35 protein-coding genes are annotated in these 26,738 nt (G+C 71.3%); 22 read left to right on the top strand and 13 right to left on the bottom strand.

Translation table 11 applies throughout. From position 1 onward, the window contains the following. Positions 1–27 precede the first annotated feature (27 nt). Genes AMYNI_RS0104235 through AMYNI_RS0104225 form a run of 3 tightly spaced genes read left to right on the top strand, consistent with a single transcriptional unit; the run spans position 28 to position 3,574 of the window. Positions 28–1,056, top strand: coding sequence for a sugar ABC transporter substrate-binding protein (locus AMYNI_RS0104235; protein ID WP_026360042.1), 1,029 nt, complete (start codon positions 28–30; stop codon positions 1,054–1,056). After that, on the top strand, positions 1,053–2,558 hold the full coding sequence (locus AMYNI_RS0104230; protein WP_020666731.1) for a sugar ABC transporter ATP-binding protein: 1,506 nt from the start codon (positions 1,053–1,055) through the stop codon (positions 2,556–2,558). The genes AMYNI_RS0104235 and AMYNI_RS0104230 overlap by 4 nt, the downstream gene beginning before the upstream one ends. Continuing rightward, complete coding sequence (locus AMYNI_RS0104225) at positions 2,555–3,574, top strand: ABC transporter permease (RefSeq protein ID WP_020666730.1); 1,020 nt, start codon at positions 2,555–2,557, stop codon at positions 3,572–3,574. Before AMYNI_RS0104230 ends, AMYNI_RS0104225 begins: the two co-directional genes overlap by 4 nt. Positions 3,575–3,579: 5 nt before the next feature. Here the strand turns inward: AMYNI_RS0104225 and AMYNI_RS0104220 are convergent, their stop codons facing one another. Further along, positions 3,580–4,272, bottom strand: coding sequence for a FadR/GntR family transcriptional regulator (locus AMYNI_RS0104220; RefSeq protein ID WP_020666729.1), 693 nt, complete (start codon positions 4,270–4,272; stop codon positions 3,580–3,582). An 81-nt stretch (positions 4,273–4,353) separates the two neighbouring features. Here AMYNI_RS0104220 and AMYNI_RS0104215 point away from each other — a divergent pair, with 81 nt between their 5' ends. From AMYNI_RS0104215 to AMYNI_RS0104200, 4 genes are all read left to right on the top strand, one after another. After that, positions 4,354–4,668, top strand: a complete 315-nt coding sequence (locus AMYNI_RS0104215) for an L-rhamnose mutarotase (protein ID WP_020666728.1) — start codon at positions 4,354–4,356, stop codon at positions 4,666–4,668. Between the two features lie 50 nt (positions 4,669–4,718). Beyond that, on the top strand, positions 4,719–5,624 hold the full coding sequence (locus AMYNI_RS0104210; RefSeq protein ID WP_051116452.1) for an aldo/keto reductase: 906 nt from the start codon (positions 4,719–4,721) through the stop codon (positions 5,622–5,624). After that, the gene (locus AMYNI_RS0104205) at positions 5,621–6,454 is read left to right on the top strand and encodes an amidohydrolase family protein (RefSeq protein ID WP_020666726.1); all 834 of its coding nucleotides are present in this window, start codon (positions 5,621–5,623) and stop codon (positions 6,452–6,454) included. The genes AMYNI_RS0104210 and AMYNI_RS0104205 overlap by 4 nt, the downstream gene beginning before the upstream one ends. 74 nt (positions 6,455–6,528) lie before the next feature. Next, the gene (locus AMYNI_RS0104200) at positions 6,529–6,822 is read left to right on the top strand and encodes a WhiB family transcriptional regulator (RefSeq protein ID WP_026360041.1); all 294 of its coding nucleotides are present in this window, start codon (positions 6,529–6,531) and stop codon (positions 6,820–6,822) included. A gap of 33 nt (positions 6,823–6,855) precedes the next feature. Here AMYNI_RS0104200 and shbA read toward each other — a convergent pair whose 3' ends face one another. From shbA to AMYNI_RS0104180, 4 genes are all read right to left on the bottom strand, one after another. Beyond that, positions 6,856–7,533, bottom strand: a complete 678-nt coding sequence (gene shbA, locus AMYNI_RS0104195; protein ID WP_084628271.1) for an RNA polymerase sigma factor ShbA — start codon at positions 7,531–7,533, stop codon at positions 6,856–6,858. A gap of 232 nt (positions 7,534–7,765) precedes the next feature. Continuing rightward, on the bottom strand, positions 7,766–8,062 hold the full coding sequence (locus AMYNI_RS0104190; protein ID WP_020666723.1) for a DUF202 domain-containing protein: 297 nt from the start codon (positions 8,060–8,062) through the stop codon (positions 7,766–7,768). Positions 8,063–8,080: 18 nt separating this feature from the next. Continuing rightward, positions 8,081–8,428 carry a YidH family protein gene (locus tag AMYNI_RS0104185; protein ID WP_020666722.1) on the bottom strand — a complete coding sequence of 116 codons (348 nt, stop codon included), beginning with the start codon at positions 8,426–8,428 and terminating at the stop codon, positions 8,081–8,083. Positions 8,429–8,509: 81 nt separating this feature from the next. Next, entirely contained in the window at positions 8,510–8,959 is a 450-nt protein-coding gene (locus AMYNI_RS0104180; RefSeq protein ID WP_020666721.1) for a GtrA family protein, read from the bottom strand. 133 nt (positions 8,960–9,092) lie between these two features. Between AMYNI_RS0104180 and AMYNI_RS0104175 the strand changes: the two genes are divergently transcribed. Next, positions 9,093–9,506: a hypothetical protein gene (locus AMYNI_RS0104175; RefSeq protein WP_020666720.1), complete on the top strand. Its 414-nt coding sequence runs from the start codon at positions 9,093–9,095 to the stop codon at positions 9,504–9,506. Between the two features lie 96 nt (positions 9,507–9,602). After that, positions 9,603–9,905 (top strand): iron-sulfur cluster biosynthesis family protein, encoded by a 303-nt coding sequence (locus tag AMYNI_RS0104170; protein WP_020666719.1) that lies wholly within the window; start codon positions 9,603–9,605, stop codon positions 9,903–9,905. Between the two features lie 60 nt (positions 9,906–9,965). On the opposite strand, the gene AMYNI_RS0104165 is transcribed toward AMYNI_RS0104170, so the two are convergent. Then, complete coding sequence (locus AMYNI_RS0104165; protein ID WP_020666718.1) at positions 9,966–10,934, bottom strand: 2-hydroxyacid dehydrogenase; 969 nt, start codon at positions 10,932–10,934, stop codon at positions 9,966–9,968. A gap of 85 nt (positions 10,935–11,019) precedes the next feature. Between AMYNI_RS0104165 and AMYNI_RS0104160 the strand changes: the two genes are divergently transcribed. The 10 genes from AMYNI_RS0104160 (at position 11,020) to AMYNI_RS0104115 (ending at position 18,647) form a co-directional block, all read left to right on the top strand. Further along, a complete protein-coding gene (locus AMYNI_RS0104160; protein WP_020666717.1) occupies positions 11,020–11,829 on the top strand; it encodes a CoA transferase subunit A in 810 nt (269 codons plus the stop codon). Continuing rightward, entirely contained in the window at positions 11,826–12,593 is a 768-nt protein-coding gene (locus AMYNI_RS0104155) for a CoA-transferase subunit beta (protein ID WP_020666716.1), read from the top strand. Before AMYNI_RS0104160 ends, AMYNI_RS0104155 begins: the two co-directional genes overlap by 4 nt. A gap of 90 nt (positions 12,594–12,683) precedes the next feature. After that, positions 12,684–13,862: a thiolase family protein gene (locus AMYNI_RS0104150; protein WP_040405498.1), complete on the top strand. Its 1,179-nt coding sequence runs from the start codon at positions 12,684–12,686 to the stop codon at positions 13,860–13,862. A gap of 73 nt (positions 13,863–13,935) precedes the next feature. Further along, positions 13,936–14,673 (top strand): protocatechuate 3,4-dioxygenase subunit beta, encoded by a 738-nt coding sequence (gene pcaH / locus AMYNI_RS0104145; RefSeq protein WP_020666714.1) that lies wholly within the window; start codon positions 13,936–13,938, stop codon positions 14,671–14,673. Further along, positions 14,670–15,179, top strand: a complete 510-nt coding sequence (pcaG, locus tag AMYNI_RS0104140) for a protocatechuate 3,4-dioxygenase subunit alpha (RefSeq protein ID WP_020666713.1) — start codon at positions 14,670–14,672, stop codon at positions 15,177–15,179. Before pcaH ends, pcaG begins: the two co-directional genes overlap by 4 nt. Then, on the top strand, positions 15,172–15,966 hold the full coding sequence (gene pcaD / locus AMYNI_RS0104135; protein ID WP_020666712.1) for a 3-oxoadipate enol-lactonase: 795 nt from the start codon (positions 15,172–15,174) through the stop codon (positions 15,964–15,966). The genes pcaG and pcaD overlap by 8 nt, the downstream gene beginning before the upstream one ends. Next, complete coding sequence (gene pcaC / locus AMYNI_RS0104130) at positions 15,963–16,379, top strand: 4-carboxymuconolactone decarboxylase (RefSeq protein WP_020666711.1); 417 nt, start codon at positions 15,963–15,965, stop codon at positions 16,377–16,379. Before pcaD ends, pcaC begins: the two co-directional genes overlap by 4 nt. A gap of 9 nt (positions 16,380–16,388) precedes the next feature. Next, a complete protein-coding gene (locus tag AMYNI_RS0104125; protein WP_020666710.1) occupies positions 16,389–17,195 on the top strand; it encodes an IclR family transcriptional regulator domain-containing protein in 807 nt (268 codons plus the stop codon). After that, on the top strand, positions 17,188–17,772 hold the full coding sequence (locus AMYNI_RS0104120; protein WP_020666709.1) for a nucleotidyltransferase family protein: 585 nt from the start codon (positions 17,188–17,190) through the stop codon (positions 17,770–17,772). The genes AMYNI_RS0104125 and AMYNI_RS0104120 overlap by 8 nt, the downstream gene beginning before the upstream one ends. Next, positions 17,769–18,647 carry an AAA family ATPase gene (locus tag AMYNI_RS0104115; RefSeq protein ID WP_020666708.1) on the top strand — a complete coding sequence of 293 codons (879 nt, stop codon included), beginning with the start codon at positions 17,769–17,771 and terminating at the stop codon, positions 18,645–18,647. The genes AMYNI_RS0104120 and AMYNI_RS0104115 overlap by 4 nt, the downstream gene beginning before the upstream one ends. Before the next feature lie 48 nt (positions 18,648–18,695). On the opposite strand, the gene AMYNI_RS0104110 is transcribed toward AMYNI_RS0104115, so the two are convergent. Continuing rightward, positions 18,696–19,721: a nucleoside hydrolase gene (locus tag AMYNI_RS0104110; protein WP_020666707.1), complete on the bottom strand. Its 1,026-nt coding sequence runs from the start codon at positions 19,719–19,721 to the stop codon at positions 18,696–18,698. Positions 19,722–19,804: 83 nt separating this feature from the next. Continuing rightward, positions 19,805–20,080 (bottom strand): hypothetical protein, encoded by a 276-nt coding sequence (locus AMYNI_RS43565; RefSeq protein WP_020666706.1) that lies wholly within the window; start codon positions 20,078–20,080, stop codon positions 19,805–19,807. Between AMYNI_RS43565 and AMYNI_RS0104100 the strand changes: the two genes are divergently transcribed. Further along, positions 20,063–20,305, top strand: coding sequence for an aromatic-ring hydroxylase C-terminal domain-containing protein (locus tag AMYNI_RS0104100; protein WP_157357247.1), 243 nt, complete (start codon positions 20,063–20,065; stop codon positions 20,303–20,305). The genes AMYNI_RS43565 and AMYNI_RS0104100 overlap by 18 nt on opposite strands. On the opposite strand, the gene AMYNI_RS0104095 is transcribed toward AMYNI_RS0104100, so the two are convergent. The 5 genes from AMYNI_RS0104095 to AMYNI_RS0104075 all read right to left on the bottom strand — a co-directional run bounded on the left by AMYNI_RS0104095 (position 20,302) and on the right by AMYNI_RS0104075 (position 24,090). Next, on the bottom strand, positions 20,302–21,033 hold the full coding sequence (locus AMYNI_RS0104095) for an ESX secretion-associated protein EspG (protein ID WP_020666704.1): 732 nt from the start codon (positions 21,031–21,033) through the stop codon (positions 20,302–20,304). The genes AMYNI_RS0104100 and AMYNI_RS0104095 overlap by 4 nt on opposite strands. A 51-nt stretch (positions 21,034–21,084) precedes the next feature. After that, entirely contained in the window at positions 21,085–22,323 is a 1,239-nt protein-coding gene (locus tag AMYNI_RS0104090) for a hypothetical protein (protein ID WP_157357245.1), read from the bottom strand. A 71-nt stretch (positions 22,324–22,394) separates the two neighbouring features. Beyond that, positions 22,395–23,030 carry a DUF3558 domain-containing protein gene (locus AMYNI_RS0104085; RefSeq protein WP_020666702.1) on the bottom strand — a complete coding sequence of 212 codons (636 nt, stop codon included), beginning with the start codon at positions 23,028–23,030 and terminating at the stop codon, positions 22,395–22,397. Further along, on the bottom strand, positions 23,027–23,470 hold the full coding sequence (locus AMYNI_RS0104080) for a hypothetical protein (protein WP_020666701.1): 444 nt from the start codon (positions 23,468–23,470) through the stop codon (positions 23,027–23,029). The genes AMYNI_RS0104085 and AMYNI_RS0104080 overlap by 4 nt, the downstream gene beginning before the upstream one ends. 98 nt (positions 23,471–23,568) lie before the next feature. Further along, positions 23,569–24,090 carry a hypothetical protein gene (locus AMYNI_RS0104075; protein WP_020666700.1) on the bottom strand — a complete coding sequence of 174 codons (522 nt, stop codon included), beginning with the start codon at positions 24,088–24,090 and terminating at the stop codon, positions 23,569–23,571. A 267-nt stretch (positions 24,091–24,357) separates the two neighbouring features. Here AMYNI_RS0104075 and AMYNI_RS0104070 point away from each other — a divergent pair, with 267 nt between their 5' ends. Both AMYNI_RS0104070 and AMYNI_RS0104065 read left to right on the top strand, forming a co-directional pair. Further along, positions 24,358–25,476, top strand: coding sequence for a vWA domain-containing protein (locus tag AMYNI_RS0104070; protein ID WP_020666699.1), 1,119 nt, complete (start codon positions 24,358–24,360; stop codon positions 25,474–25,476). Continuing rightward, positions 25,469–26,581 (top strand): XdhC family protein, encoded by a 1,113-nt coding sequence (locus AMYNI_RS0104065; protein WP_020666698.1) that lies wholly within the window; start codon positions 25,469–25,471, stop codon positions 26,579–26,581. The genes AMYNI_RS0104070 and AMYNI_RS0104065 overlap by 8 nt, the downstream gene beginning before the upstream one ends. Positions 26,582–26,738: the final 157 nt, after the last annotated feature.

Genomic DNA, 26,738 nt, shown 5'->3' with positions numbered 1-26,738 from the left:
ATCAAGGAGGATGCGGTGCGCAAGAAGTTGATCAATGCCGCGGCGGCGGCTTCGGTGCTCGCCCTTGCGGTTTCCGGCTGTGGCTCGACCAAGGACGCGTCGGCGCCCGCGCAGAACAGCGGCGGTGGCGGCAAGGCCGGCGCGACCGTGCCGCTGCTGACGTCGCCGTTCTGGCAGGCCTACAACAACTACGTGCCGAAGATGGCGCAGGAACTCGGCGTGGACGCGCTGCCGACGGTGAACGCCAACAGCGACCCCACCAAGCTGATCACCGACATGAACAACCTGCTCAACCAGAACGTCAAGGGCATGGTGGTGACCCCGCTGGACTCGGCGGCCGTGGTCGCCGGGCTGAACCAGGCCGAGCGCAAGGGCGTGCCGGTGGTGGCGGTGGACGTGGCGCCGGAGAGCGGCAAGGTGGCCATGGTGGTGCGCGCGGACAACAAGGCGTACGGGGTAAAGGCCTGCGAGGCCATCGGCGAGAAGGTCAGCAACGGCAAGGTCGTGCAGATCATGGGCGATCTGGCCTCGGTCAACGGCCGCGAGCGTTCCGAAGCCTTCCGCGCCTGCATGACGACCAAGTTCCCGGCGGTGCAGGTGCTCGAGGTGCCCGCGGACTGGAAGGCGGACAAGGCGGCCAGCGGGCTGGAGGGCGTGCTCACCTCGAACCCGGACCTCAAGGCGGTGTACATGCAGGCCGGCGGGGTCTACCTGGCACCGACCCTGCAGGCCTTGCAGCGCAAGAACATGTCCTTCCCGGTCGGCGACCCGAAGCACGTGGTGCTGGTCAGCAACGACGGCATCCCGCAGGAGCTGGACGCGATCCGCAAGGGCGAGCTGGACGCCACGGTGTCCCAACCCGCCGACGACTACGCCAAGTACGGGATGTACTGGCTCAAGAAGGCGATGGCGGGGGAGACCTTCCAGCCCGGCCCGACCGACCACAACAGCACCGTGGTGGAAAGCAGGCCCGGCATTCTGGAGGACCAGCTGCCCGCCCCGGTGGTGACCAGGGCGAACGTGGACGACAAGGCGCTCTGGGGCAACAACCTATGAGTGCGGTGGACCTGCCGGTGGTGCGGGCCAGCGGGGTCGGGAAGCGCTACGGGCCGACCGTGGCGCTGGCCGACGTGAGCCTGACCGTGCGCCCCGGCGAGTCGCACGCGCTGGTCGGCCGGAACGGGGCCGGCAAGTCCACCCTGGTCTCGCTGCTCACCGGACTGTCCAAACCGGACACCGGCACGGTGGAGTTCGGCGGGCTGCCCGCGCCGGCACCGGCCGACCGCGAGGGCTGGCAGCGCCGGGTCGCCTGCGTCTACCAGCACTCCACGGTGATCCCGCACCTGACCGTGGCGGAGAACCTGTTCCTCAACCGCCAGCCCGGCGGCCGGTTCATGATCAGCTGGCCGAAGCTGCGCCGTCAGTCCGCCGAACTGCTCGAAGGTTGGGGCGTCGCGGTCGACCCGGAGGTGCCGGCCGGCGAGCTGTCCGTGGAGGACCGCCAGCTGGTGGAGATCGCCAGGGCGCTGTCTCGGGGCGCGCGGTTCATCGTGCTCGACGAACCGACCGCGCAGCTGGACAGCCAGGCGATCGAGCGGCTGTTCGGGCGGATGCGCGAGCTGCAGGCCGCCGGGGTGACCTTCCTGTTCATCTCGCACCACCTGCAGGAGGTGCACGAGGTCTGCCAGGCGGTCACCGTGCTGCGCGACGCCAGGCACATCGTCACCGCGCCGGTGGCCGAGCTGAGCCGGGCCGAGCTGGTGGACGCGATGACCGGCGCCCGCGGCGGGCTCGCGGTGGCGGACGGCTCGGCGCGGGACCCGCTGCCGCCGGACGCCGCGGACGTGCTCACCGTGGACGGGCTGTCCGGGGACTCGTTCACCGGGATCTCCTTCCGGCTCCGCGCCGGCGAAGTGCTCGGGCTGGCCGGCAGCAACGCCAGCGGCAAGCACCAGCTCGCGGAGACCGTCTACGGGCTGCGCGCACCCGCCGACGGTTCGGTCGAGGTGGCAGGGAGGGCGCTGCCTCCCGGCGACGTCGGTGCCGCGCTGAAGGCCGGGATCGGTTGTGTGCCACGGGACCGGCATCATCAGGGCTTGGTACTGGGACTGTCCATAGCGGACAACGCGACGATGTCCATTTTGGACAGAATGGGCCCTGCCGGTACCGCGTCCCCGGCGGCGCGGTTCAGCTCGGCGAGCCGGGCGGTGACCGAGTACGACATCGTGGCCGCCGGGCCGGAGCAGCCGGTGTCCGCGCTCTCCGGCGGCAACCAGCAGAAAGTGGTGCTGGCCAGGGCGCTGGCCAGCGACCCTCGGGTGCTGGTGCTGATCAACCCGACCGCCGGGGTGGACGTGAAGTCCAAGGAGGCGCTGCTCGCCGTGGTGGACAGGGTGCGCGCCGAGGGCAAGGCGGTGCTGATCGTCAGCGACGAGCTGGACGACCTGCGACCGAGCGACCGGGTGCTGGTGCTGCGGGCCGGCGAGCTGGTCGCCGAACACCCGGCCGGCTGGTCGGACGCCGAGCTGGTGGCCGATATCGAAGGAGTCGAACAGTGACCAACTCCGTGCTGTCCGAGACCGCGCCGGCCGCGCCGCCGTCGCCAGCGCGGCGCCGGCGGGTGCCGCGGCTGCGGGAACTGGCGCTGCTGCCCGCGCTGGCCGTGCTGATCGTGGTCGGCGGGCTGGTCAACGACAACTTCCTGGCCGCGGACAACCTGATCAGCATCCTCGGCGCCTCGGCCGCGCTGGCGCTGGTGGTGCTCGGCGAGTCGCTGGTGCTGATCAGCGGCAAGTTCGACCTGTCGCTGGAGTCCACCGTGGGCATCGCGCCGGCGCTCGGCGCGTTGGTGGTGATCCCGGCCGCCTCGGCCGGTTTCGGCGTGCAGCTGCCGGCGGCCGTCGGCATCCTGGTGATCCTGCTGGTGGGCGCCGCGATCGGCACCTTCAACGGGTTCCTGATCGTCAAGCTGCAGCTGAACGCGTTCATCGTGACACTGGCCATGCTGATCGTGCTGCGCGGCCTGCTGGTCGGCGCCACCGAGGGCAAGACCCTGTTCGACATGCCGGAGGCGTTCTTCGCACTGGCCACCGCTACCTTCCTCGGCCTGCCCGCGTCGGTGTGGCTGGCCGCGGCGGCCTACGCGATCACCGGGTTCGTGCTGCGCTACCACAAGGTCGGCCGGGCGCTGTACGCGATCGGCGGCAACCGCGAGGCGGCCCGCGCGGCCGGGATCAGGGTGAACCGGATCTCCTGGCTGGTCTTCGTGGTCGCCGGGGTGCTCGCCGCACTGGGCGGGCTGGTGATGACCGGCTACGTCGGCGCGATCAACGCGAACCAGGGCGACGGGATGATCTTCACCGTATTCGCCGCGGCGGTGATCGGCGGGATCTCGCTGGACGGTGGGCGCGGCACCATGTTCGGCGCGCTCACCGGGGTGCTGCTGCTGGCCGTGGTGGAGAACCTGCTGACGCTGGCCCAGGTGCCGTCGTTCTGGATTCAGGCCGTCTACGGCGGCATCATCCTGGTGGCACTGATGATCGCCCGGTTCACCGGAGGGAAACCGCAGACATGACCGGCTCAGGAGGGGTCGTCGGCGGTACCGAGTGCGTTGCGCAGCCACTGCTCGACACCGGCCACGTGCACGGTCGCCCAGGAACGCGCCAGCTCCGGTTCGCGCGCCGCGATCGCTTCGTAGATCGCGAGGTGCTGCTCGCGGGTTCTGGCCACCGCGCCCTCCTGGGTCAGACCACGCCAGATCCGGGCCCTGGCGGTCGGCCCGGACAGGCTGTCCAGCAGCGAGCAGAGCACCGGGTTGCCGGAACCCTCCGCGATCCGGCGGTGGAACGCCAGGTCGTTGGCGACCAGCGCCTCGACCGTCGGGGAGTCCGCCAGCTCGTCGAGCAGGACGCGTAGCTCCGCGATGTCCGCCTCGCTCATGTGCTGCGCGGCCAGCCCGGTGGCCGCGGGCTCGAGGATCCGCCGTACCGCGAGGAAGTCGAGCACGGTGTCGTCGCGGTGGAAGTCCACCACGAAGGTCATCGCGTCCAGCAGCAGGTGCGGCTCCAGGCTGGTGACGTACGTGCCGTCGCCCTGGCGCACGTCGAGCACCCTGATCAGGCAGAGCGCCTTGACCGCCTCCCGCAGCGAGCTGCGGGACAGGCCGAGCCGCTGGGCCAGCTCGGCCTCCTTGGGCAGCCGGTCGCCGGGCGCCAGCTCGCCCGAGATGATCATGTCCTTGATCTTGTCGATCGCGACGTCGGTGACCGGCACGCGACCCTCCCTGTTCCAGAACCTGCGCAGACCTCGGATGTTTCTCGCCCAGATTGCCATGGACGTTCCCCAGGAGCCGCAATGACCCAGCGTGTCGCGCTGCACACCCGTCTCAAACCCGGCCGGGAAGCGGAGTACGAACGGGTGCACGCGGTGATCCCGGACGAGCTGGACGCCCTGCTCACCGAGGCCGGGGTGCGTTCGTGGCGGATCTGGCGGGACGGGCTCGACCTGTTCCACGTGGTCGAGGTGGACGACTACGCGGCCATGCGCGCCAAGCTGGCCGGCCACCCGGTCGAGCTGGCCTGGCAGGCGCGGATGGCCGAGCTGCTCGACGAGGACGAGGGCTACTCGGTCTCCGACGGCAGCCTCGGACTGGTCTGGGAGAAACCGTGAATCTCACGTCCGGTCTCGGCTGCGCGCAGCTGGGCAACCTCTACCACGCGATGTCCGACGAGAACGCCACCGCCACCGTGGATCGCGCCTGGGCGGAGGGAATCCGCTACTTCGACACCGCGCCGCACTACGGACTCGGGCTGTCCGAGCGGCGGCTCGGTGCCGCGCTGGCGTCCCGCCCGAGGGACGAGTTCACGGTGTCCACCAAGGTCGGCCGGATCCTGGAGCCGGACCCGGCCGGCGCCGGTCGCCGGGACGACGCCGGGTTCGACGTGCCGGCGGCCTACCGGCGCCGCTGGGACTTCAGCCGGGACGGGGTGCTGCGCTCGATCACCGAGAGCCTGGCCAGGCTGGGACTGGACCGGATCGACCTGGTGTACGTGCACGATCCGGACCAGCACTTCGCGACCGCGCTGGACGAGGCGCTGCCGACGCTGGTCGAGTTGCGGGAGCAGGGCGTGGTCGGCGCGGTCGGGGTGGGCATGAACCAGTGTCCGATGCTCGCCGAGTTCGTCCGCGCGGCCGAGCTGGACGCGGTCATGCTGGCGGGCCGCTACACCCTGCTGGACCAGTCCGGGCTGGACGAGCTGCTGCCGCTGTGCGAAGAGCGCGGGGTGCCGGTGCTGGCGGCCGGGGTGTTCAACGGCGGCATCCTGGCCACTCCGGAACCCGGAGAAATGTATGACTACCGGCCGGCCACGGCCGAGCTCAGCGCGCGGGCGGCGAGGATCGCGGCGGCCTGCGCACGGCACGGGGTGGAGCTGCCGCAGGCCGCGCTCGCGCTGCCCGCGGCGCATCCGGCGGTGGCCGGCGTGGTCGCCGGGGCGCACAGGCCCGAGCAGGTGAGCGCGAACGTCCGGCGGGCGCGGCGGCCGGTGCCGCCGGCGCTGTGGGCCGAGCTGATCGAAACGGGCCTGCTGCGGGCAGGCACACCGATCCGGGAGCGGGTCCCATGATCGACGCACACCACCACCTCTGGGACCCGGCACGGCGGGCGTACCCGTGGCTGGCGGCCGACTCGCTCACCCCGATCCGCCGCCCCTACACCGTCGAAGACCTGCGGGCGGTCGCCGGTGCGGCCGGGATCAGGGAGACCGTGCTGGTGCAGACGGTCTCCTCGGCCGAGGAAACCCGGGAGTTCCTGGACATCGCGGCCGCCGAGCCGCTGATCGCCGGGGTGGTCGGCTGGGTGGACCTGGCCGCGCCGGACGTGCCAGAGCGGCTGGCCGAGCTTGCCGGGCGCGGCGGGCTGGTCGGGATCAGGCACCAGGTGGAGGACGAAGCGGACCCCGACTGGCTGAACCGGCCGGAGGTGCGCCGCGGGCTGTCCGCGGTCTCCGCCGCCGGGCTGGTCTACGACCTTCTCGTCGGCCAGCACCAGTGGGCCGCCGCGCTGGCAACCGTGGATGCGTTGCCGGAGTTGAGGTTCGTGCTCGACCACGCCGGCAAGCCGCCGATCGCGAACGGCCCCTGGCAGCCGTGGGCCGGCGCACTGGCCGAGCTGGCGCGCCGGGAGAACGTGGCCTGCAAGCTTTCCGGTCTGGTCACCGAGGCCGACTGGGAGCAGTGGCGGGTCGGGCAGCTGCGCCGGCACGCGGAGCACATCCTGGATTCCTTCGGGCCCCGGCGGGTGCTGTTCGGCTCGGACTGGCCGGTCTGCGAGCTCGCTGCCGCCTATCAGGTGGTGCGGGACGCGGCGGTCTCCCTCACCGGAGGGCTGTCCGACGACGAACGGGCCGAGGTCTTCGAGCACACCGCCCGACGGGTCTATCACCTGGCCGCGTGACGTGTAAGCGGGCCACGGCCTGGGTACCTCCTTTTCGGACGGGCAGTGCCGAACGAGCTGTGGAGGTGGGCACGATGGCGGACACCAGCAGGTTGCCGACACCGGTCGCGGAGACCTGGGAATGGCAGCGGCACGGGAACTGCCGGAACCTCGACAGCGCGGTGTTCTTCCACCCCGACGGGGAGCGCGGGTTCGCCCGCGCGGACCGGGTCGCGCGGGCGAAGCTGATCTGCCGCAGCTGCCCGGTGATCGTGGAGTGCCGGCACCACGCGCTCACCGCGGAGGAGCCGTTCGGAGTCTGGGGCGGGCTGGACGAGTGCGAGCGCCGCGACGCCATCAACCGCCGCCGTCAGCTGCCCGCCGCCTGAACGATCCCGCCAGCGCTTTGCCGAAGGGAGCGGTCAGAATTCGCCGTCGGGCCGGACGACGGTGCGGAGCTTGGTGATGGCGCGGTGTTGGGTGACCCGTACGTTGCCGGGTGAGATGCCGAGCGCTTCGGCGGTCTCGTTGGCGGACAGGCCGACCGCGATCCGCAGCGCGAGGATCTCCTGCTGCAGCTGGGGCAGGCAGGACAGCAGCCCGGTGAGCCGTTCGCCGAGGTCGAGTGCGAGCGCGTGCTTTTCCGGCTCGTTGTCGGCCAGTGGCCGTTCCGGCAGTTCGGGCACCGGTTCGGAGCGGTCGCGGGAGACAAGGCGGTAGGCGTCGGCGACCTTGTTCGCGGCGATGGCGTGCACCAGGTACAGGAAGGAGCCGCCGCGGTCCTGGTAGGCGGGCAGCGCCTTGAGCACGGCGAGGCAGACCTCCTGCGCGACGTCGTCCGCGGACAGGTAGGACAGGTCCCGGCCGCCCATCCTGGCGCGGCAGTACCGCACCACGACCGGCATCAGGGTCTGCAGCAGTGCCTGCACCGCGGCGGGGTTCTGGTCTGCCGCGTCCCGCACCAGCGGGGCCAGCTGCTCCTTGGTGAGCCGCTGCCCGCGCGGGTACGCCTGGGGCGTCAGGTAACCCGATACCGGGTCGCGTTCGGACCTGGTGGTGGGGCTGGTGTCAGCGGTCCTCGGTGTCACGTGATTCCTCATCGTCGGCTCCCCACGACTCCCCGGGCCGGATCCGGTGCGGGGTACACGCTCAGTGATTCACCGTCGGCGGATACTCCAAACGATCCGGGGCGGTCAGCCGTCGGTGCGACTGAGCGTAATCGTAGGCCCCGTCAAGCACGCAGTCCAGAATTCAACTAGATATACCCCGTTCGCAGGAACGGGACGCTCGGGAACATGCTCGAAACTGCTTGTTCGAGCATAATCCGATCGCTCAACGCAGCAGCGGAAGCGCAGAAACCACGGTCATCACAACCATGACGGCCGTGACTTTAATCGTGGAACGATTAATCGGGGTTGTCGGATTATCGGCCCGGAGCGCTCGCTCACGACGTCTGCCGGCCCCGGACAGCATCACTGTGGTGATTGCGCCGAACACTACGGGTAGTAGTCCGATCCCCCAGTCCTGCTTCCCCGCGGCGTGCGCGAGCAGCAGGGTGCACCCGGCGGCGCCCAGCGCGGTCCGCTGCCACGCCAGCCCGGTCCGCTGCCGCTGCGCCCCGTCCGTCATGCCGTGCTCACCCGGCGCTCATCCGGCGATCACGAGAGCCGCCGCGAAGCCCGCGATCAGCAGCACGCCGGTGGCGAGCACCGGCAGCATCCGGGACCGGGGCAGCGGGTCGCCGCGCCGCATCGCGGTCTGCACCCGCCGCCAGCGCGGGTAGCTGGTCGCCGCCAGCGTCGCCGCCAGCGCGACGCAGCCCAGCGCGAGCACGGTCCGAACCCAGGAGCCGGACGGCAGCGGCACCAGCTGGTCCACCGCGACCCCGCCGGCCAGCAGGCCGAGCGCACTGCGGATCCAGGCCAGGAAGGTGCGTTCGTTGGCCAGCGTGAACCGGTAGTCCGGTTCGGTCTCGGTGCGTTCGGTGTCCGCCATGCGCTCTTTCTGACCGGTCGGCAAGGGCGGGCCAAGGCTAACCGCGGGCCGTCCGGGGTGCCCGTCCGCCGGTCCCGGCGCTCACCGGGCGGTGCGGGCGAAAACCCACCAGCGCAGCAGCACGAACCGCGCGACCCCGCCGAGCACGCTGGCCGCGGCCAGCACCGTCGCCTCCTCGGTGGCCGAGTAGCCGGGGTCCAGCACGTGCAGCGAGGCCAGCACCACCGAGCCGTAGCCGGCGTAGAACAGGAAGGTCAGCACCGACTGCAGGTGGCGGCGGGCGGGGCGGCTCGGCGTGTCCGCGAAGGTGACCCGGCGGTGGAACTCCGTGTTCGCCACGGTGGTCACCGCGATCGAGGCCAGGTTGGCGGCGAAGGAGCCGAACGCCGGCTGTGCGAGCAAGAACAGCGCGCTCTGCAGCCCGGTGGTGATCGCGCCGGCCAGCACGTACCAGGCGACGTGGTGGCCGACTTCGTGCGTTCGCGCGGGTGCCGGCCGGGCCGGCCCTGGCATCCACCGGATGGTGGTCATACCCGCAACGCTACATACTCTTCACAAAACTATGAATACTTCCCTGGGTGATCTCGGTCTCGGCCGCGAGTTTGGCGACCGGGCGGCCCGGGTACTGCCGGGTGACCAGCAGACCGAGACGGGAGGTTGACCCATGGCCGAGGCGTCCGAGGTGGAGCGGGATCCGGCCGCGCTGAGCGCCAGCGAGGACCTCGACGAGGACCGGCTGCAGGCCGATCCGCTGGAAGAAGGGGTCGAGCCGCCCGAACGTTGGACCGCCGCCGACGGCTACGGCATGACCCCGGCGGAACAGCGGGCGGGGGAGAGCCTGGACCGGAAGCTGGCCGAGGAGCAGCCGGACGTGCGACCCGAGGACGTGCCGGAGCGGCCGATCGCGGCGACCCCGGCCCAGGAGCTCGACGAGTCTGTCGACGACGCACCGCCCGACGCCGAGGAAGTCGCGCCGGACGAGCGGCTGGACGGCCCGCGCTCTTCCGATGTGGTGCGCGGGCAGAACGCGGATGTGGCCGGCGGGTCGGTGGCCGAGACGATCCGCACCCCGGAGTGACCGAGCGCACCGGCCGCCCGATCGGCGGGCCGGAGCAGGGCCCCCTACGGTGGACGGTCAGATCGCAACGACCGCAAACCGAAGGGAAGGCCGAGCATGCTCGCCATGACAGACGCCGCCGCCGAGGCGATCAGCGCACTGACCGCACAGCAGGGCCAGGACGAGGCCGGTGGCCTCCGTTTCGCCGTGCAGAACGAACAGCAGGAGGGCGCGCAGCTCGCGCTGTCCGTCGCACCGGCGCCGGAAGACGGTGACCAGGTACTCGGCACCGACGGCGGGGGGAAGGTCTTCCTCGAACCGCAGGCCGCCGCGTTCCTCGACGACAAGGTGCTCGACGTCCAGCAGGACGACCAGGGCCAGCTGAACTTCGCCGTCCTCCAGCGAACCGACGAAACCTGACCCGCTCCCGTTCGTCCGTGAAGGGCACCTTGCCTACGTTCAAGGTAGGCAAGGTGCCCTTCACGGACTCGGGACCGGGGTGAGGGCGGGGGAGCCGGCGAGGACGGCGGCGACGTTGCGGGCGGCGAGCACGGCCATCGCGGTCCTGGTCTCCACGGTGGCGGAGCCGAGATGCGGGCTGAGGACTACGTTGTCCAGCTCCAGCAGGCCAGGGTCGACCTCCGGCTCGCGTTCGAACACGTCCAGCGCCGCGCCGGCGATCACCCCGTCCCGCAGCGCGGCCGCCAGCGCGGGCTCGTCGACCACCGGGCCGCGCGTGGTGTTCACCAGGAACGCGCCCGGCTTCATCGCGGCCAGCGCGTGCGCGTCGATCAGGTGCCGGGTGTCCGGGGTCAGCGGGCAGTGCAGCGAAACCACGTCCGATTCGGACAGCAGCTCGTCGAACGGGAGATACCGGGCGTCCAGCGCGGTCTCCGCGTCCGAGCGGGACCGTCCTGAGTAGACGATCCGCAGGCCGAAGGCGCGGGCGCGGCGGGCCATCGCCTGCCCGATCTGGCCGAGGCCGACGATGCCCAGCGTCTTGTCCTGCAGTCCGGTACCCAGCATGAAACCCAGGTGGAAGGACCACGGGCGGCGGTCGCGCAGCAGCCGCTCGGCCTCACCGAGCCGCCGGGTGACGGCCAGCAGCAGACCGAAGGCGAGATCCGCGGTGGCCTCGGTGAGCACCCCCGGCGTGTTGGTCACCAGTACCTCGCGGGCCGCCAGCCCGGCCACGTCCAGGTTGTCGTGACCGACCGCGACGTTGGCCACCACTCGCAGGTTCTCCCCGGCCGCGTCCGCGACTTCGCCGTCGATGCGGTCTTGGAGCATGCTCACCACGGCTGACGCGCCGGCCACCGCTTCCCGCAGCTCGCCGGGGGCGAGGGCGCGGTCGGCCCCGGAAACCCACACCTCGCCCGCCGCGCGCAGGATCTCCAGCGCCGGCTCGGGAATCTCCCTGGTCACCACGATTCGTGGCCGTTCGCTCATGGGCACACCTTCTCTTGCGCGCCGAGCCGCCCACAACTATGTTCATATGAAGAACGTGTGTGCGTAATGCGAACGGAGGCCGTGGATGGCCGAGCTCGTTTCACTGGCCGAAGGGGTGCGCGAGCTGGTGCACGACGGGGATCTGGTGGCGCTGGAGGGTTTCACCCACCTCATCCCGGTCGCGGCCGGCCACGAGATCATCCGCCAGGGCCGCCGGGAGCTGACGCTGGCCAGGATGACCCCGGACATCGTCTACGACCAGCTGATCGGTGCCGGCTGCGCGCGGAAGCTGATCTTCTCCTGGGGCGGCAACCCCGGAGTCGGCTCGCTGCACCGGTTCCGCGACGCGGTGCAGAACTCCTGGCCGGTGCCGCTGGAAATCGAGGAGCACAGCCACGCCGGGATGGCCAACCGCTATGTCGCGGGCGCGTCCGGGCTGCCGTTCGCGGTGCTGCGCGGCTACACCGGCACGGACCTGGCCGAGCACACCGACACCATCAAGCCGATCAGCTGCCCGTTCACCGGCGAGCGGCTCACCGCGGTGCCCGCGCTCAACCCGGACGTCACCATCGTGCACGCCCAGCGCGCGGATCGCGCCGGTAGCGTGCAGTTCACCGGGATCACCGGCGTGCAGAAGGAAGCCGTGCTCGCGGCGAAGCGCGCACTGGTGACGGTGGAGGAGATCGTGGACGAGCTCGAACCGCGGCCGGGCGCGATGGTGCTGCCGGGCTGGGCGGTGACCGCGGTGGCCGAGGTGCCGTCCGGGGCGAGACCGTCCTATGCGGCCGGCTACTACGAACGGGACAATTCGGCCTACCAGGACTGGGACGCGATCAGCCGGGACCGTGCCGAGTTCAAGAAGTGGCTCGCTGAAACGGTGGGGGTCACGGCATGATCGACTACAGTGTCGACGGGAATTACAGTGCCGACGAAATGATGAGCGTGGCCGCGGCAAGGGCGCTGGGGGACGGAATGTCGTGTTTCGTGGGCATCGGCCTGCCCAGCACGGCGGCCAACCTCGCCCGGCGCACGCACGCGCCGAAGCTCGCGCTGATCTACGAGTCCGGCTGCCTCGGCGCCAAGCCGACCCGGCTGCCACTGTCCATTGGGGACGGTGAGCTGGCGGAGACCGCGGACGCGGTGGTCAGCGTGCCGGAGGTGTTCAACTACTGGCTCCAGCCCGGCCGGATCGACGTCGGTTTTCTCGGCGCCGCCCAGCTGGACCGGTTCGGCAACATCAACACCACGGTGATCGGCTCCGACTACGACGACCCGAAGGTGCGCCTGCCCGGTGCCGGTGGCGCGCCGGAAATCGCCGCGTCCTGCCGCGAGGTGTTCATCGTGCTCCGGCAGAACACCCGCGCCTTCGTCGAGCAGGTGGACTTCATCACCTCGTTCGGCCACGGCTCCGGCAAGGGCGACCGCGCGCGGCTCGGCCTGCCCGGCGCCGGGCCGACCCTGGTGGTCACCGACCTCGGGCTGCTGCGGCCCGACCCGGAGACCAGCGAGCTGACGCTCACCGAGGTGCACCCCGGCGTCGAGCCGGAGCAGGTGCGCGCGGCCACCGGCTGGCGGCTCAAGGTCGCCGAAAACCTCGCGACCACACCCGCGCCCACCGGCGAAGAGCTGGCGGTGCTGCGTGCGCTGAAGGCCGCATGACCGAAACTGGCGAAGCCCCGGTCATGCGGGCCGATCGGGTGCGGGTGTCCCGCAAGACACTGAAGGCCGCATGAAGCGAAGAAGGTGAGCATGACTGCTGAAGTGTTCGTACTGGACGCGGTGCGGAGCCCGTTCGGCCGCTACGGTGGCGCGCTGTCCGGGATCCGCCCGGACGACCTGGCCGCGCACACCCTGCGCGCGCTGAGCGGGCGCAACGAGTTCGATCCGGCCGAAGTGGACGAGGTGATCCTCGGCGACGCCAACGGTGCCGGCGAGGACAACCGCAACGTGGCCAGGATGGCCGCCCTGCTCGCGGGCTGGCCGACCTCGGTGCCCGGTGCCACGGTCAACCGGCTCTGCGGTTCCGGCCTGGACGCGGTGATGCAGGCGAGCCGGGCGATCGCGGTCGGCGACGCGTCGCTGGTGGTGGCCGGCGGCGTCGAGTCGATGAGCCGGGCGCCATGGGTGATGCTCAAGCCGGAGAAGGGTTTCCCCGCCGCGCCGCAGACCCTGCACTCCAGCACGCTCGGCTGGCGGATGGTCAACCCGGCGATGCCGGAGCAGTGGACGATCTCGCTCGGCGAGTCCACCGAGCGGCTCGCTGAGCGCTACCGCGTCGGCCGCGAGGCGCAGGACGAGTTCGCGGTGCGCAGCCACCGCGCCGCCGCGCGGGCCTGGGACGAGGGTTTCTACGACACGCACGTGGTCGCCGTGCCCGGCACCGAGCTGAACCGCGACGAGGGCATTCGCCCGGATTCCACCCCGGAGAAGCTGGCCGGGCTCAAACCGGCCTTCCGGCCCGACGGCACGGTCACCGCGGGCAACTCGTCACCGCTGAACGACGGCGCCTCCGCGGTGCTGCTCGGGGACAAGGTCACCGCGAGCAGGCTCGGCAAGCAGCCGCTGGCCAGGATCGCCGGCCGGGGCGCGGCCGGGGTGGACCCGGACGTGTTCGGCATCGGGCCGGTGCGCGCCGCCGAGATCGCGCTGGAACGGGCCGGGATCGGTTGGTCCGACCTGACCGCGGTGGAGCTGAACGAGGCCTTCGCCGCCCAGTCGCTGGCCTGTCTCGCGGACTGGCCCGAACTGGACCCGGAGATCGTGAACGTCAACGGCGGCGCCATCGCCATCGGCCACCCGCTCGGCGCGTCCGGCGGCCGGATCCTCGGCACCCTCGCGCACGAGCTGCGGCGCCGGGGCGGGGGATGGGGCCTCGCCGCCATCTGCATCGGGGTCGGCCAGGGCCTCGCCGTGGTACTGGAGGCGTGATGACCGGACAATCGCGGAGCCTCGGTCCTCGCGCCGACCGGGTGCGGGTGTCCCGCAAAGCACTGGAGGCGTGATGGGCGTGATGGGTAACGAGGTTCCGGCACCGGGCTTCCGCCGCGACCCGGCGGGCACCCACCCGCCGCTGGACTCGCCGGGCTACCGGTCGACCGCGCTGCGGCACCCGAAACAGCCGCTGGTGCTGATGCCGCACCGGCTCACCGAGCTGACCGGGCCGCTGCTCGGGCCGGGCAGGCTTGGCGAGCACGACAACGACCTGACCCGACGGCACGCCGGCGAACCGCAGGGGCAGCGGATCGTGGTGACCGGCAGGCTGCTCGACGGCGACGGTCGCCCGGTGCGCGACTCGCTGGTGGAGATCTGGCAGGCCAACGCGGGCGGGCGCTACAAGCACACCCTGGACCGCTGGCCGTCGCCGCTGGACCCCAACTTCGACGGGGTCGGGCGCACCCTGACCGACGGCGACGGCCGCTACCAGTTCACCACCATCAAACCCGGCGCGTACCCGTGGCAGAACCACGACAACGCCTGGCGCCCGGCGCACATCCACTTCTCGGTGTTCGGCACGTCCTTCACCCAGCGCCTGGTGACCCAGATGTACTTCCCGGACGACCCGCTGTTCGACCAGGACCCGATCTTCAACTCGGTACCGGACGAGAACGCCCGCAAGCGGATGATCTCGCGGTTCGACCTGGAGCGGACCGTGCCGTCCTGGGCGCTGGCCTACGAGTTCGACATCGTGCTGCGCGGGCGGGAGGCTTCGGTGTTCGAGGACGAGGAGCACGACGAATGAGCACTCCTTCGCAGACGGTCGGGCCGTACCTGTCGATCGGCCTGCCGTGGCCGGACGGCCCCGAGGTGGTGGCCGAGGGCACGCCCGGCGCGATCTGGATCCGCGGCACCGTGTTCGACGGCGCCGGGAACCCGGTGCCGGACGCGATGGTGGAGAGCTGGCAGGCCGATCCGTCCGGTCGGTTCCCGGAGTCCGGCGAGCCGGGCGGCGACTTCCGCGGTTTCGGCCGCTGCCCGACCGACGACAACGGCGAGTACGGGATCTGCACGCTGCTGCCCGGCGCGCTGCCGGGACAGGCGCCGCACATCGACGTCTCGGTGTTCGCGCGCGGACTGCTCAGCCGCGTGGTCACCCGGATCTACTTCGCCGACGACCCGGAGGACCCGGTGCTGGCGTCGGTGCCCGAGGAGCGGCGCGGCACCCTGATCGCCACCCCCGCCGACGACGGCTACCGCTTCGACGTGCGCCTCCAGGGCGACGGCGAGACGGTGTTCTTCGATGTCTGAGATTTCCGGCGCCTTTCCGCACTACGTCCTGGACGGCCAGGAGGACGGGCCGGTGGTGCTGCTGAGCAACTCGCTCGGCAGCGACCTGCGCATGTGGGACCCGCAGGTGGGGCCGCTGGTGTCGGCCGGATTCCGGGTGCTGCGCTACGACCACCGCGGGCACGGCGGGTCCCCGGCACCGCCGGGGCCCTACACCTTGGACGACCTCGGCGCGGACCTGACCGGCCTGCTCGACCGGCTCGGCGTGCCGCGCGCGCACCTGGCCGGGCTGTCGCTGGGCGGAATGGTCGCCATGCACGTGGCCGCCCGGGCCCCGGAGCGGGTCGCCAGCCTGGTGCTGTGCTGCACCTCGGCCAAGCTGGGCCCGCCGAGCAGGTGGTCGGACCGGGCCGCGGCGGTGCGCGCCGGTGGCACGACGTCGATCGCGGACGGGGCGATCGGGCGCTGGCTCACCCCCGGCTACGCGGCCGCGCACCCGGACACCGTGGCCGTGCTGCGGGAGATGATCGAAACCACCTCGGACGAGGGTTACGCGAGCTGCTGCGGGGTGATCGAGCGGATGGACCAGCTCGACGCGCTCGGCCGGATCAGCGCGCCGACCCTGGTGATCTCCGCCGCCGAGGACCAGGCGACCCCGCCGGAGCACGGCCGCCGGATCGCCGATGGCATCCGGGGTGCGCGGCTGGAGATCGTGCCCGGGGCCGCGCATCTCGGTAGTTTCGAGCAGCCGGAACGGTTCGGCGAACTGATGGTCCAGCACTTCCGGCAAAGCGGAGACCCACGATGAGCAAGTACGAAGACGGTATGCGGGTGCGCCGCGAGGTGCTCGGCGACGACCACGTGGACGCGGCCATCGCGGGCACCACCGAGTTCACCGCGCCGTTCCAGGAGTACATCACCGAGGCCGCCTGGGGTTCGGTGTGGACAAGGGACGGGCTGGACCGGCGCACCCGCAGCTGCATCACACTGGCCGCGCTCACCGCGACGCGCAGCCACGGGGAACTGGCCATGCACGTGCGGGCTGCGATCCACAATGGACTGACCGCGGCCGAGATCGGCGAGGTTCTGCTGCACACCGGCGTTTATGCCGGGGTACCGGCCGCGAACGAGGCTTTCGCCATCGCCCGGCGCACCCTCGCCGAGCTGGGTGAGCCCTCGGCCGTGACGGACAGTGCCGGTCGGGCCGGTAGCGCCGGATAGGCTGGCCCGATGGACGAGGCCGAAGCGACCCCGCGTGGCGCGCACCACGTGCAGTCGCTGGAGCGCGGCCTCGCGGTGATCAAGGCGTTCGGCAGCGGCGCCGCGGAGCTCACCCTCAGTGACGTCGCCAGGACCACCGGGCTGACCCGCGCCGCGGCCCGCCGATTCCTGCTCACCCTGGCCGACCTCGGTTACGTCCGCACGGACGGCAAGTACTTCTCCCTCACCGCGCGGGTGCTGGAACTCGGTTACGCCTTCCTGTCCGGTATTTCGCTGCCGGAGGTGGCCCAGCCGCACCTGGAACGGCTCTCCGCCGAGGTGCGCGAGTCCAGTTCGGTGTCCGTGCTGGATGGCACCGAGATCGTCTACGTGGCCAGGGTCGCGGTCTCGCGGATCATGACGGTGACCATCGACGTGGGCACCCGCTTCCCGGCGCACGCCACCTCGATGGGGCACGTGCTGCTGGCCGGCCTGGACGCCAAGGCGCTCGCGGGCTACCTCGAAGCGGCCAGGCTGGAACGGCTCACCACGCACACGCTGACCTCTCCGGCGGCGCTGCGCACCGAGCTGCTCTCGGTCCGCGAACAGGGCTGGGCGCTGGTCGACCAGGAGCTGGAAGAGGGGCTGCGCTCGGTGGCGGCGCCGGTGCACGACCGGCACGGCACGGTGGTCGCGGCGGTGAACGTGTCCACGCACGCCAGCCGCACCAGCCGGGAGTCGGTGCGCGCGGACATGGTGCCACCGCTGCTCGCCGCGGCCGCCCGGATCGAGGCGGACCTGGCCGTCGCGCCGCCGGCAAGGGCACGGCGTGGCTGACGTCCCGGCCGGCCTGCTGCTGGCCGCGGGCGCGGGACGCCGGTTCGGCCGCGCCAAGGCACTCGTCGAATACCAGGGCGAGCCACTGGTGCGCCGCGCGCTGAACGTGCTGTCCGGCGGTGGCTGCGACCCGGTCCGGGTGGTGCTCGGCGCGCACGCGGAGTCCGTGCGCGCGCTGCTGCCGGACCCGTCGATCGCGGTGTTCGCGCCGGACTGGGCGAGCGGGATGGGCGCGTCGCTGCGGGCCGGGCTGCACGCCGTCGCCAGGCTGGACCCGGTGCCGGACGCGGTGCTGGTGCACCTGGTCGACCTGCCGTGGGTCCCGGCCGCCGCGCTCACCCGGTTGTGCGCGTCGGCGGGGCCGGAGGTGGTGGCCAGGGCGGCCTATGACGGGGTGCCCGGTCACCCGGTGCTGTTCGGGCGGCGTTGGTGGGCCGAGGTCGCGGCGAGCGCGAGCGGCGACCGAGGCGCCAGGGACTGGCTGGCCGGCCGGGCGGATCTGCGGCTGGTCGAATGCGGGGACCTCGGCCGCGGAGCTGACGTGGACCGCCCCGACGATCTAGTGTCGGACGGGTGACAGGCGACCTCGGTTCACCCCGCGAGCTGGCACGGACCCTGGAATCCGTGGGCTACCTAGCCGACGACGGGGTGGCGACGGCCGCCTTCCTCGCGTTGCGCATGCAGCGGCCGTTGTTCTGCGAAGGCGAGCCGGGCACCGGCAAGACCTCGCTCGCGGTGTCGCTGGCGCGGGGGCTCGGCCTGCCGCTGATCCGGTTGCAGTGCCACGAGGGCATCGATGCCGCGCAGGCGCTGTACGAATGGGACTTCCCGCGGCAGCTGCTGCACCTGCGGGCACTGGAAGCCGGTGACGGCGGACTTGACGTGGAGGCCGCCGAGCAGTCGCTCTACACCGAGCGTTTCCTGCTGGCCAGGCCGTTGCTGCTGGCGCTGACCTCCGCGCCGTGCGTGCTGCTGGTGGACGAGATCGACCGGGCCGACGACGAGTTCGAGGCCTTCCTGCTGCAGCTGCTGGACGAGAACGCGGTGACTATCCCGGAGTTCGGTGAGGTGCGGGCCGCGCAACCGCCGCTGGTGGTGCTCACCTCGAACCGCACCCGCGAGGTGCACGACGCGCTCAAGCGCCGCTGCCTGTACCACTGGCTGGAGCATCCGGACCTGGCCCGCGAGGTCGCCATCCTGCGCCACCGGCTGCCCGGGATCGGTGAGCGGCTGGCCACCCAGGTCGCCGCCGCGGTGCACCGGCTGCGCGAGCTGGAGCTGCTCAAACCTCCGGGCGTCGCCGAGTCGCTGGACTGGGCGATGGCGCTGGACACCCTGTCCCGCACCGACCTCGACGCCGAGTCGGCGGCGGAAACGCTGGGTGCGGTGCTGAAGTACAGCGAGGACATCGACCGCGTCCGCGCCAAGCTCGACGTGCTTTTCGCCCAGTGAAGCCATTCGCGACCTCGTGAGTGAAAAGTGTTGCTGGGGCAACGTTTTTCACTCACGACCGTTGAGGCGGGTGAGGAAGGTCCGCTCGAACCGTGCCCGGTCGGCGGTGTGCGCGACCCGCTGCGGGGTGCCGTCCGGGGTCACGACGGTGCGGCCGGAGGAGACGCCGGGCAGCACCACGTCCACCTTCCGCACCCGGTAGCCGACCATGCGGTGGTCCAGGATCGAGGTCGCCGCCAGCGGGTCCCACCAGAACATGCCGCCGTCCTCGACCAGCGGCGGGATTTCCGGGTGGCTCATGATCCGGTGCACCAGCCTGGCCTCTTCGGTCTCCGCTTCGGCGCCGAGCCGGGCCAGGTAGGGCAGGGTGATCGGCACGTACTGGGTGGCGTCCAGGCTCACGATGCGCACGCGTGCCCGCGGCACCCGCTCGAACACCTCGCCGGCCGACGGCGGGTCCAGCCAGATGTTGACCTCCTGCGTGTTGTCGAACCCGCCCGCGGTGGAGCCGAACAGGTTGCCGGGCACGTCGAACGCGCCGCCCATCACGTACAGCCGGTCGATCCGCTCGGCCACCCGCGGATCGCGCACGGCCGCGGCGACATTGCTCAGCGGACCGGTGGCCAGCACGGTGACCTGCCTGCCGGAGTGGCGCACGGTGTCCGCGATCAGCCTGGCCGCCGGGACCGGGGCGGGCTGGTCCGGCCGGTCGCCGTCGCCCAGTGCGCCGGTGAGCACCCGCTCGAACAGCTCGAGGGCTTCCGGCGGCGGTGGGTGCACCCCGGTGTCCGACCCGTCGGCCACCGGCACCTGGGAAAGGCCGCAGTGCCGGAGGATGCTGCGGGCGTGGGTCAGTGCCCGGCCGGGAACGCCGATCCCGTTGTTGGTCACGGTCACCGCGCGCAGATCGATCCGCTGCCGCTTGTGCTCGCGGCACAGGTAGGCGAGGGTCACCGCGTCGTCGAAGTCGAGGTCGCTGTCGTAGACGACCGGGATCGGTCGGTGCGGCCGTGCGGCGGCGGTGGCTGACGCGGGTGTGATGCCGGCCAGCGCCAGCACGACGGCGAAGATCAAGGCAGGACGGAAAGATCCCATGACGGTGCCCCCAGTGCCAGATGCCGGAGTTACCCGAATCGGTTCACGGTAGCGGCCTGGTGTCACCTGGTCGAGCCGTAGTCGCCGATCCCGCGCTCCAGCAGATCGAAGGCATGGTCGATCACCCCGGCCTGGTCGCGGCGGACCTCGTCGACCCGGTCACCGGCGAGCATGCGCTGCACCGCGGTGTCGAAAACGGCGCCGATGGTGGCCGCGAGCAGCCCGGCCACCAGCCTGGCGTACATCCGGCCGACCAGCGCCTCGCTGGACCGCAGCACCTGCCAGAACCCGATCACCCCCTCGATCGCGCCGGACAGCGGATGCCCGGCGGCGAGCACTGCCGGGACGGCGCCGCGGTGCTGCTGGACCTCGCCGATTCGGCGGAGCTGCGCTCACTCGCCGGCAAGTACAGCGGCGTGGGGGTGGTGACCGCGAAGGCAGCGGACGGCGGCTCGCTTTCGGGCCTGCTGGCGCGTCCGGACGGCTGCGTGGCATGGGCCGCCGAAGACGGCGACCTGACCGGACTCGGCGACGCGTTGAACCGCTGGTTCGTCCGCGCCTAGCCGTCGAGGGTGTGTTCCAGCTTGAGCAGCGCGTTGACCAGTGCGTTGGGGTGCCCGGGGGCGAGGTGGACCTCCGCATCGTCGCCCGACCCGACGGTGTAGTTGAGGTACCGGCCCCAGTCGGTGTCGGCGTAGTGCAGCGGCTGTTCGAGGCGGGTGTAGCGGCCGACTTCGTCACGGCGGCCCGCGTAGAGCTCGCCGGTACCTTCGACCGGGCGTTGCAGCACCTTCACCAGCTCGCGGATCGCCGGCGGAGGCAGCATGTCCGTGGTGGTGCGGCGGCCGGCCTCCTCCAGCTCGGCGATCCGGACCATCAACGGCCTGCCGGCACCGGGTGCGACCTCCGGCAGCTCCGCGACCAGCGACTCGGGCAGCCGGTCCCGTCGGACGGTCCGGATCGCCACCCCGTCGCCGGAGCGGATCGCGATGATGCCCTGCAGGCCGCGCGCGGCGGCCAGTACCCCGAAGGTGCGTTCGCCGTCGTTCGCCCAGCCGTAGTACTCCAGCGAGGGTGTGGTGAGCAGCGGCAGCCAGTCGAGGAAGTCCACCTCGATCCGGCCGCGGCCGTCCACCAGCCCCGCCTCGCCGAGCGCCTGCTGCATCCGCTCCTTGGCGTGCAGCTTCTCGTCGTCGCTGAGCCACAGCGGTTCCGGACGCAGCACCACGTGCAGCGCACCGGCCCGTTCCTGTTCGGCCAGCCCGGCCAGTGCGCCGACCGGCAACTGCACGTAGTCGCTTCTAACCGCAGGCATTCGCTGTGCTTCCTTGTCGGTCGGTGGCTATTCGCCGATGACCGGCGGCGTGGCGCGCTCGTCGGTACCGAAGATCGAGTCCGGGTCGGCCTCGATCAGGAAGTCCGGGCGCTGGTGCTCTTCGTCCTCGCTGCCCTGGCCACGGCCGGCGCCCATCGGGGCCCCGCCCATGCCGCCCGCGGCACCGCGGCCGCCCGCCCCGGCGGCGCCGCGGCCCGCGGCCGCTTCCGCCGCCGAGCCGCCCGGCATCCCGGCGCCGGTGCCTTTGCCCGCGCCGAGCCCCCGTTCCGCGGCTCCCATGCCGCGGCCGCTTTCGCCGACCCCGCCGCGGCCGCCGGTGCCCTCGCCGAGCAGCCGCCCGGCCGCGCTGCCCCGGCCCTGCCCGCTGCCGGTACCCGTACCGGCGCCGGTGCTGGTCGAACGCCCGAAGCCGGTGCCCGGCCCGGTGCTCGTCGGGGTGCGCCCGCTGCCGGTCCGTCCCGTGCCGTCCTGGTTCCGCCCGATCGGCTGATTGGGCAGGTAGCCGCCCGGTGTGGTGTTCGGCCCGCCCTGCCCGCCGCCGGGCACGTTCGGCAGGTTGCCCAGGTTGCCACCGCTGGGACCACCCTGCGACGGGATCGCGGCCCCGGTCGCGGGCGCCGCACTGCTCGTGTTCGGCGCCGCACCCACCTGGCTGACACTCCCGCCCGTCGGTGCCTGGTACGACTCGGTCCCCGAACTCTGCGTCACCTGCCGCACATTCGGGTTCTTCCCCTGCCCACCGATGATCGCGCTGTCGCCGAAAGTGATCGCGGCTCCGTCGCTCGACGGCAGGGTCTGGTAGTCCATCGGGATCTGGCTGCGCGTAGACGATGTGGCCGAGGCGTACTGGTCCATCACCCGGACGTTCGTCTCGTTGGCAGCGTTGTGCTTGTTCATCCCGTTCTCGTACGACTTGACGTCATTAACCGCCAGCGCGGGCCCCACGATCGGAATAGCGGCTTTGAGCCCGGTGGACCAGCCACTCGGCTTCTCCGGAGCCGGCGGCACCGGGACCACGGCACTCTTGGACCGGTCGAACGTCGAAGACTGCTCGATCATCGACCTGTTGGTCTCGTCCAGCGGCACCGCAGACTCCGCGTACGCCCTGGCCAGAGGGCCCGCGCCCGCGTAGGCGGAGTCGCCGGAGTTGCCGGTCCAAGCCGGCGCCATGCGCTCCTGAAGCGCCTTGATCGCTTCCGCCTCGTCGTCGTAGCCCTTCGACAGTTCACGTAGCAGTGTTGCCACGTTATGCAGGCCGCGTGAATTGCCCTGGGTGAAATTTTGATAGATCTGAGTGCCGTCCAGAGCTCCCATTTTCATGCGCCCCCTTGCAGCTTCTTTATTATGCCGTCCGCGATTTTCGTGGCCGCCTCGCAGGACTGGGTCTTGTTCGTGTATGCCCCGATGCTGGCCAGAATTGCCAAGTCATCGGCTGCTCCGAAGTAGATCCGGCAACTGCCGAATTTCCGCCGGTCCGTGAAGTCGGCGTGTACAGCCGGGTATCCCGAAACCTCCGTCGGTTCGATGAAGGTGAATCGCCCTTGGTCGTGCAAGCTGTAGATACCGCTGAGTCCGCCCAAGCTCAGTTCGCGCAGTTTGGTTTCGATCACCAAACCCATTGTCTGCCCAGGCGATGCGCCCCAACTGCAACTAGGTCCGTCCGTCATGCCCGGCGGGGCGAGTTCGTATGCCGGGTTGGTCGAGCCAGGACCGGAAAAACCGAGTTCGGTGACGATTTCGGTCGGCACGAGCTCGCACGGCTTCGCTAGGTACGGATCCGCGTTGAGCGGCCGGCTGACCCTGGGGATCTCCGGCCTGGCCGGCCCTGCCGAGCTTGCCCCGGTCGAAGGCGTGGCCTCCGGGGTCCCGCCGACGGGCTGCGAACAGCCGATCAGGATGGTGGCGAGTGCGATGCCGAGCGCGGACATCGCCAGCTTGCGTCGGGTCCTCACTGGCCGGAATCCCCGCCCGCTTTGCTGGCCGCCTCCGCGGCGTTCTGTTCGCCCGTCTGCTTCTCCGTCTTGGCGGTTTCCAGCTTGGCTATGTATTCCTGGATGTAGGCGAGCATCGAGTCATGCTGCTCCTGGAGTTTGGCCAAGCAGTCGGCGAAGGTCTTCTGGAAGCCGTTACTGGCGTCGTCCGGAGCCGGGCGAGCGACGCCAAGGTTGCCGATGAGCTGTTCGACGATGGATCCGCGCTTGGCGATGCTTTCGGCGCGGGCGCGCCACAGGCCGAGCAGTTCTTCGATGTCGTCCGCGCTGGGGAAGGTGAAGCCGCCGGAGACGCCGCCGGCGAGGGGTCTCGGCTCGTTCTCCCAGGGGACGAAGTCGGCCAGGATGTTCTGCGCGGACGCTACGGCCTGGCCGACCGCTCCGAACCCTTGCTCAGCCATTACCCGTCTCCCCTTTGCGTCCAGCGGTGACCCTCTGACGTGCCAGGGTAGCGGATCGTTCCCCGGTGAAAGGCCGGTTCGGGGCATCTCGATGTTGATCACCGTTTCAGCTGGTCGATCATCATCGCGGCGAGTCCGAGGCCTTCCTTCTCGACCTGCTCCTGGGGCAGGTCCGGGTTGCTGTAGTCGACCTGGAACCGGACGTTCTCGGCCAGGAGACCGAGGATGATCGACCGTTCGGGCTCCAAGTTGTGGCGGGCAGCCCGGTCGGTACCGTGGACCTCGACGCGGCGCCACTTCGCGGGCGAGAACCAATCTTCGAATGACCTGCCGGCCTGCCGGATCGCTTCCTCCTCGGTTTTGGCGGCCGTCACGCCCGTCCGCTCGAAGGTCAGGCTTATGGTGCGGCTGTAGACCCCGATGTCCTTGTCCGGGATCCTCGAGGTGCCCGTCCAGCGGCAGGTCAGGAACTCGTGCCCGATCTCCGGTTTGCCGGAGTAGTTGTCGTTCAGCAGCTGGACGGTTTCCTTCAGCAGGCGCGTCAGCTCATCCGCCGGAACGTATGCCTCGCAGTTGTCCGCCGGCAGCCGGTGGACGAAACCCGGTGGCGTACTGGGCACCGGCGAAGCCTCTGACGCGGGTGCAGGTGCGTCGGCGGGCGCCGCTGTACCGCTCGTGCTGGAGCTACAACCGTGGAGCAGCAAGACCGCCGCCGCCCATAACCATCTCGCCCGCATCGGACTCCCCCCGTGCTTGATCGATTTGCCAGGGTAGCCGTGGAACCGGCCGGGGACTGTGGGAAACGACGGGGCTGGAGGGCGGGGAGCCCGGCCGGGTTGTGGGGTCGGCCAGTACCCGGGGTGGGCGGGGCGGGGGACAATGGACGGATGGGCACGAACGACCCGCGAGATCCGTTGCCGGGGCTGGTCGGCTTCGCGACGGCGTTGCGTGAGGCCGGGGTGCAGTGCGGGCCGGTGCGGGTGGAGGCGTATCTGGCGGCGGTGGGTGAGCTCGACGTGGGGGACGTGACGCAGCTGTACTGGGCGGGGCGGTTGACGTTGTGCGCGGACCCGGACGACCTACCCCGCTACGACGACGCCTTCGCGCAGTGGTTCTCGGTGGACACGCCGGGGCTGGTGGCCGGCACGAAGCCGAAGCCGAAACAGGTGCGGATCGCGTCGCTGTCGGCGCAGGGGGCCGACAGCGGCCAGGCAGGCGCTGACGCCGATCAGCTGCCGACCGCGGCCAGTGACACCGAGGTGCTGCGCCGCCGGGACCTGAGCGAGCTGTCCGTGGCCGAGCGGATCCACCTGCGTGAGCTGCTCGCGGTGCTGCGGCCCGAGCCGCCGACGCGGCGGTCGTCGCGCCGCAGGCCGGCGAACCGCGGGCAGCTGGACCCCGGCCGCACGCTGCGCGCGATGCTCGCCGCCGGGGGAGAGCCGGTCCGGCCGGCACACCGCCGCCGCGCCCGCCGCCCGCGCAAAGTGGTGCTGCTGCTGGATGTTTCCGGATCGATGAGCCCGTACGCGGACGCGCTGCTCCGCTTCGCCCACGTCGTGGTGCGGCGGGCACCGGCCACCGTCGAGGTCTTCACCCTCGGCACCAGGCTGACCAGGGTTTCGCGCCAGCTGCGCCAGCGGGACCCGGAACGCGCGATGCTGGCCGCGGGCAACGCGGTTGCCGATTTCGCCGGCGGCACCCGGCTCGGCGAGACGCTGCGGATCTTCCTGGACCGCTGGGGCCAGCGCGGGGTCGCCCGGCGCGCGGTGGTCACCGTGTTCTCCGACGGCTGGGAGCGCGGCGACCCCGCCCTGCTCGGCGAGCAGTTGGCACGAATGCGGAGATTGGCGCACGCTGTGTTCTGGGTGAACCCGCATGCCGGGCGGGACGGCTACCAGCCGGTCCAGTCCGGGATCGCGGTGGCGCTGCCGCATATCGACCGGCTGCTGGCCGGCCACAGCCTGCGCACACTGGAACTACTGTTGCGGGAGATTCGTGATGCATGACGTCCTGGACGAGCTGTACCGGCGCTGGCAAGACGGCGAAGTGGTCGGCCTCGGCACCGTGGTGGCCACCTTCTCGTCGGCGCCCCGCGCGCCCGGCGCGGCGATGCTGGTCGGCGCCGGGGGTGAGGTGGTGGGCAGCGTTTCCGGCGGCTGCGTGGAAGGCGCGGTCTACGAGCTGGCCCAGCAGGTGGTCGCGGACGGCACCCCGGTGCTGCAGCGGTACGGGGTAACCGACGACGACGCGTTCGCGGTCGGGCTCACCTGCGGCGGGATCATCGACGTCTACGTGGAGCGGGTGGACTCGGAGACCCTTCCCGAGCTGGGTGACGTGGTCGAGTCGGTGCGCCGGGGAGAACCGGTCGCGGTGGTGACCGTGGTGGAGCACGAGGAGGCCGGCCTGCTCGGGCGGCACCTGATCATCTGGCCGGACCGGGTGGCCGGCACGCTGGGCTCCACCCGGATGAACGACGCCGTCGCCGACGACGCTCGCGGCATGCTCGCCGGGGGCCGCACCGGGGTGCTGCACTACGGCCCGGACGGCCAGCGCCGCGGCGAGGGCATGACGGTGTTCGTGAACTCCTTCGAGCCGCCGCCCCGGCTGCTGGTCTTCGGCGCGATCGACTTCGCGGCCGCGATGGCCAAGATGGGCGCCTACCTCGGATACCAGGTCACCGTCTGCGACGCCCGTCCGGTCTTCGCCACCACCAGCCGGTTCCCGGAGGCGCACGAGGTGGTGGTGGACTGGCCGCACCGCTATCTCCGCGCCGAGGCCGAGGCGGGCAGGGTGGACCGGCGCACCGCGATCGCGGTGCTCACCCACGACCCGAAGTTCGACGTGCCGCTGCTGGAGGTCGCGCTGCGCCTGGACGTCGGCTACGTCGGCGCGATGGGTTCGCGGAAGACCCACCACGACCGCTTTTCGCGGTTGCGCGACGCCGGGCTGACGGAGGCGGAGCTGGAGGGGCTCGCTTCACCGATCGGGCTGGATCTCGGCGCGCGCACCCCGGAGGAGACCGCGGTGTCGATCGCCGCGGAGATCGTCGCGCTCCGCTGGGGCGGCGGCGGCAGGCGGCTGACCGACCTCGCGGGGCGCATCCACGGCTGAGGGCAGCAGCGCGGCGAGTTCCGCGTATTCGGGTCGATGATCGAGTTGCCGCCGCACCTGCGGAGTGCTGCGCGAACGGGTCACCAGGGCGGGGGTTGTCCCGGCGGGGTTGAAGTAGCACGCTCCTGTGTGAGCACGATCACCGCCAGCTCCCACC

Source organism: Amycolatopsis nigrescens CSC17Ta-90, from assembly GCF_000384315.1.
GTDB lineage: Bacteria > Actinomycetota > Actinomycetes > Mycobacteriales > Pseudonocardiaceae > Amycolatopsis > Amycolatopsis nigrescens.
This window is presented reverse-complemented; position numbering and strand designations above follow the sequence as displayed.